Raw genomic sequence first — 5273 nt, forward strand, 5'->3', positions numbered from 1 at the left:
CGAGGAGCTGGCCCGCCTCGGCATCCGCTCGGTGAAGATGTACATGACGAACCGCGGCACGACCATGGCGGAGGACGACACCGTCCTGAACGTCATGCGGGAGATGGTCCGCCTCGACGGGCTCACCTACATCCACGCCGAGCACGACGCGATGGTCGTCCACTGCACCCGTGAGCACGCCGAGGCCGGCCGGACGGGCCTGGCGCACCTGCCCGCGATGCGGCCCGAGCTGGCCGAGGAGGCCTCCGTCCGGGAGGTCCTGGCGATGGCCGAGTACGCCGGGGCGCCGGTGTATTTCGTGCACCAGTCCACCCCGGGCGCCGTCGACCTAGTCGCCGATGCCCGCGCACGGGGGCTGGCCATCCACTCCGAGACATGCCCGCACTACCTCACCCTCGACGACGGCGTCTACGCCGCCCGCTTCCCCGAGTGGTTCGCCTGCTGCCCGCCCATGCGGTCGCCCGAGACCGTCGCGGCCCTGCGCGAGCGCTTCGCGGACGGCTCGATCCACACCATCGCGAGCGACCACTCCTGCTACGACCTCGCCCAGAAGCGCGAGCACGCGCAGGACGTGCGGCAGATGCCGCACGGGCTCCCCGGCGTCGAGACCCGCATGCCAGTCGCCTTCACCGCCCTCTGGGAGGCATCGGCGGGGCTCGGCACCCTGTCTCGAGCCCCCGGCGGTGCGTCCCCGGCCGCCTCCGGACTGCCGGGGACGGGGCTTCTCGAGCGCTTCGTGGACCTGTTCTCGGCAGCGCCCGCACGCATCAACGCGCTCCCCGGCAAGGGCGCCATCGCGGCGGGCTACGACGCCGATCTCGTCGTGTTCGACCCGGACGAGGCCCGCACTGTCGAGGCCGCGGCCCTGCACATGGGCACAGACTTCTCCCCGTTCGAAGGCCGCGAGCTGCGCGGCTGGCCTCGGGCTGTGGTCGCGGCAGGCCGGGTGGTCCTCGACGAGGACGGCTTCCACGACCCGGGCCCGGTGGGCCGCTTCCTGCCCCGCCTCGGCTACCACGAGGCCGCGGCCTCACCGGCGCCCGGCGCGCCCCCGGCCGGCTGGCCCGGCGAGCTCGCCGCCGTCGCCGGCGCTGGCCCGAAGTGGGGGAAGTGAGCATGGTCCGGTCATCCCGTCCCGCCCGGATCGGCATGATCGTGCCCTCTTCGAACACGTGCCTGGAACCCATGACCTACCGGATCCTCGGCGGCAGGGAGGACGTCACTGTCCACTCGACCCGCATACCGGTGACCAGGATCGCCCTCGACTCCGGCTCCGACCGGCAGTTCGACGTCGATGGCATGCGCCGTGCCGCGGAACTGCTCGCCACGGCGGACGTGGATGTCATCGCGTGGAACGGCACGTCCGGTTCGTGGCTCGGGACCGGGCACGATCGCGAGATCGCCGCCGAGATCACGGGCGCCACGGGCGTCCCGGCCACGACCTCGACGCTTGCCTGCCTGGCCGCGTTCGGGCAGTTCGGCACCCGGACCGTCGGGCTTATGACCCCCTACACCGAGGACGTGAACCTCCGGGTCATTGCGGGCTACGCCGCCGAAGGCATCAGCGTCACGTGCCACCGCGCCCTGGGCCTGAGCGAGAACGAGTCTTTCGCCCGCCTCGCCCCGGAGGAGCTCCTGCCCGGATCGCTCGAGCTGGCGGCCGAGCGGCCCGACGCGCTTGTGTACCTGTGCACGAACCTCTACGGCGCCCCGCTCGTGGCCCGCGTCGAGGAGCGCACAGGGGTCGCCGCCCTCGACTCGGTCGCGGTCACCCTGTGGCGTTGCCTCCAGCTCGCCGGCGCGCCCCTGCTCGAGCCCCGCTGGGGCAGGCTGCTCGCCTGAGGAGCGGACGGACTCGCCCGGGGAAAACCCAGGCCAAGGCCACGGAGGTTCGCGGCCCGGCCGTGCAGCCGCAGCCTGCCAATGAAACGCTGGGATCTCGCTGGCGGAGCCGCGCCGTTTGAACTCGTCGAAGCGCCTTGGTCTGGAGACGAGCCGGTTCGAGTGAGGTCAGCTGGGGGAGGCGGTTGGCATCGGTGTGGCCGGCGGGGCCGGGGACTGCGGCGCGTCGACCGGCGCGGGTGCGGCTGTCTGGGTGGGGGCGTCGGTGCCAGGGGCCGCAGGTGCTCCGGCTCCGGGTGTCGGGGGTGCCGTGACTGTGTCGGGCAGGCTGGCGCCCGGAGTGGCGCCATCGCCCGGAGAGGGGACGGGGGAGGCCCCGGCTGTGGCTGTTCCGGTCGCTGCTGGCGTGCTGCCGGGAGTCTGGTGGGTGGCGGAGGGGTCCTGTGCGATGACCTGCCTGATCTGGGTCATGTACTGGTTCAGGCGGGCTTGGAGCTGTGAGAGGGGTAGGTCTTGGATGCCGGCTTGGAGCTTGGCGATGTCGTCCCACAGCTGGGCGAGTTGGGCCATTCCCGCCGGGCTCAGCGGTCCGTCGAGCGTGAGGACGAGCTGGTCGGCCAGCGCATAGGCGAGGCACTGGGTGCAGTTGTAGTTGGCGGCAACGGCCAGGTTCTGCGGGACGACGGCGTGGACCTGGCCAACGACGAGCACCACTTGGAACGCGACGGCCACCGCGGCGCAGTCCCGACAGCTGGCGAACGCGTCCGCCTCGTTGGTATTGAGCGCGGCGCCGTCCTGGACCCAGACGAGTGCGAAGGCCACGTCGTAGACGACCGACCCGTCCTTCGTGTTGACGGCCAAGGCCTGGTTGCCGCCGTCGCCCGGTGGGCTCGGCCTGCTGAAGGGGAAGACCCACGCCGGCGCCGGGGCATTGGCGGCGCCATTGGTGTTGCGTTGGGAGGTGGCGCTCCGACCGGCCCGGGGCACGAGGACCATCGCAAGCTGGGGCTTCTCCGCCGTCGGCTGGGGTACCCCTTGGGGCCAAATCGCGGCGATCTGCCCCTCTTGTCCCTGCACGAGAGGGGACCCCGTGGGAGCCCGCACGGCAAAGGCGTCGGCGACCGTGCCGCGCTCGTAGGGCTGGATCGGGCGGTAGGTGGATCCGTCGGGCCACCAGACGGCGGCGAGCAGTGCCCCGACGGCGAGGGCGGCGACGACCGACGTGGCGCGGCGGGCCGGTCGGCCACGCGTCTTCTGCCACATCGTGCGCCCCCAGCGCCCTGCCATCCTGACGAGGATGAGGGCCATGCCGAGGACGGGGAGTGCGGCCGCGAGGATCATGACCGCCTGTGCGCCCGCGCCCAAGAGGTCCCCGTGGCCCCATGAGGCGGCGAGGGAAGCCTCGCGCCGGGCGACGCTCGCCCAGGCGGTCGCAAGGACACGCGGGAGGGTGATGACCATCAGGGCCAGGCTGCCGAGGAGGACGGGGACCACGATCAGGACCCAGAGGGTGACGACGGCGCGCGCCCACGGTTTGAGCACTCTCGTCTCAGGGCGTCCCCAGCGCCACGGCAGGAGGCCGAGCAGCGTGGGTCGGATGCGGTGGAAGAGGTCGGGAACCCCTGTCAGGTCCGCGAGCACGTGGTACCCGTCGAAACGCACCAGCGGCGTGAGCTGGCGGATCATCTGCAGGATCTGGGTCAGGACGACCAGAAGCAGGGCGTCATATCGGGTTGCCCACCAGATCCCGGCGATCACGACGGTCACGATGGCGTTGAAATAGAGGCCGCCCAGGTCAGTGCGGACGCGCCCGGCCCTTCCGAGCCGGTACGAGTCGGTCACGTCAGTGTAGAAGGCGGGCCAGAACAGGTAGAGCCCGGCCCCCATGGCGCCGGGCGTGGCCCCGCCGTAGCGGGTGGCGGCCGCATGGCCAAATTCGTGGAATCCCGCGGAGAAGACCGTCACGGCGACGACCAGCAGCAGCAGCCCCGGGCTGTCAAACGCCTGGTAGGTCGCCGAGGCGAGCCCTTTCTCGGCCAGCACCCACCAGCTGACGAACAGGAAGGCTGCCACCAGCGGGACCACGACCCAAGGACGGAACAGGCCCGCGAAAGGTGCTGTCAGCCGCCGCGTCTTCTCCTCGTCGGTGACGGTGTAGCGGAAGCGCAGGCTCAGGAGGGGGTTCGACCGTCTGACCTCGGGCTGCGATCCGTCGGCCCGCCTGAGCAGCCCCAGCGGAAGTAGGCGGGAATCGATGAGGGTACGGACGTTCTCCGCGGTGACCCGGCGGCCGGAGCCCTGGCTCACTCGGTCTGCGATCTCCGAGACGCTGCTGTGCCCGTCCACCGCGGACAGGACCGAATAGAGCAGCGGCGTCAGCTGCAGGGTCTGGCCGTCCCGGCGGCGCACGAGCGCGGGTGCGTCCCGGTAGCCCGAGCCCTTCAGCTCGCCGATCAGCTCCACGCCCTCGGCCAGCGAGGGGACGTGCTGGCCAGGGTCCGGACCAGAGGGGGCTGGCCCGGCGGGCACGGGCGGGTGTCCGGGGCGCACCGTCATGGAGGCCTACTGCTGCAGATTCGACTGCTGGTCGGAGGTCGCTGTGGCCGCGCCGTCGACGTGTTGGGTGATGACGGCCTCCTGCTGGGCATCTGCGACGCTGGTGCTGTCCACGGCGCCGATGTTGGCGGCGACACCGGCGTTGATGGGCGCGGCGACATTCGCGTTCGCTGCCGCCGCGCCGTTGATCGGCGCGGCGATGCCCGCATTCGCGTCCAGATTCACGTTGACGTTCAGAAGGCTGCCGTTGGCCGCGGTCGGGTCGGTCGTGGTCGTGCCGGAGGCAGTCGTGTCCCCGCTTGGCGCCGGGGCGGCCGCCGTCGTCCCGCCCGCCGCGTGCCCGATGGTGCTGTCCTGGACCGAGTTCGCGGTCGCGTCGGCGTTGATGCCCTGATCGATCAGCGCACTCTGGTGCGCCACGCCCGCGGACGTGGAGCCGGCGGAGAGGACGTTGGCCGAGGCGGACGCATCGATCGGTGCCGCCACGTTCGCGTTCGCGGCCACTCCCAGGTCGATGGGAGCGTCGGCCTGTATCCCCAGATTGAGGTCTGCGTTGAGGTCGAGGATGGACGCGACCTCCTTGTCCGGCAGCGGAGTGATCCCTTCCGCCGCAAGCTCCTCTTCCGACAGTGGCTGCATCCCCGGATCGTCGGCCATCGTCTGCTCCATTCCGGCGCTGGAGGGCGCCTTCTCATCCTTGCCCTTGCCCGAAGAATATTGGGAGACAGACCCGTCTGTCTATCGCCGGAACGGTGCAGCCTGCCCGGGCCCTTCGAAGACCCTGACCCGTGCAGTTGGTCCTACGCGAGGAAGAAGGCTCAGTTGGAGGGGAAGTTGTAGGTGGCGTCGGAGGCGTGGGTGGGTTCTGGCCAGCG

4 protein-coding genes are annotated in these 5273 nt (G+C 71.2%); 2 read left to right on the forward strand and 2 right to left on the reverse strand.

The features are described 5' to 3' along the window. Together V7053_RS13740 and V7053_RS13745 are read left to right on the forward strand one after the other, a co-directional pair. The coding region (locus V7053_RS13740; RefSeq protein ID WP_334172838.1) for a dihydroorotase at positions 1 to 1114 on the forward strand (1114 nt) is incomplete at its 5' end. Between the two features lie 2 nt (positions 1115 to 1116). Next, positions 1117 to 1842 (forward strand): maleate cis-trans isomerase family protein, encoded by a 726-nt coding sequence (locus V7053_RS13745; protein ID WP_334172839.1) that lies wholly within the window; start codon positions 1117 to 1119, stop codon positions 1840 to 1842. A 168-nt stretch (positions 1843 to 2010) separates the two neighbouring features. Here the strand turns inward: V7053_RS13745 and V7053_RS13750 are convergent, their stop codons facing one another. Next, positions 2011 to 4398: a hypothetical protein gene (locus V7053_RS13750; RefSeq protein WP_334172840.1), complete on the reverse strand. Its 2388-nt coding sequence runs from the start codon at positions 4396 to 4398 to the stop codon at positions 2011 to 2013. 6 nt (positions 4399 to 4404) lie between these two features. After that, positions 4405 to 5055 carry a peptidoglycan-binding protein gene (locus V7053_RS13755; RefSeq protein ID WP_334172841.1) on the reverse strand — a complete coding sequence of 217 codons (651 nt, stop codon included), beginning with the start codon at positions 5053 to 5055 and terminating at the stop codon, positions 4405 to 4407. Positions 5056 to 5273: the final 218 nt, after the last annotated feature.

This window comes from Sinomonas sp., from assembly GCF_036848755.1.
GTDB lineage: Bacteria > Actinomycetota > Actinomycetes > Actinomycetales > Micrococcaceae > Sinomonas.

Bases quoted from the DNA above. Each gene is read 5' to 3' on its own strand.
- V7053_RS13745 (WP_334172839.1), top strand. From the start codon at position 1,117: ATGGTCCGGTCATCCCGTCCCGCCCGGATCGGCATGATCGTGCCCTCT.
- V7053_RS13750 (WP_334172840.1), bottom strand. From the start codon at position 4,398: ATGACGGTGCGCCCCGGACACCCGCCCGTGCCCGCCGGGCCAGCCCCC.
- V7053_RS13755 (WP_334172841.1), bottom strand. From the start codon at position 5,055: ATGGCCGACGATCCGGGGATGCAGCCACTGTCGGAAGAGGAGCTTGCG.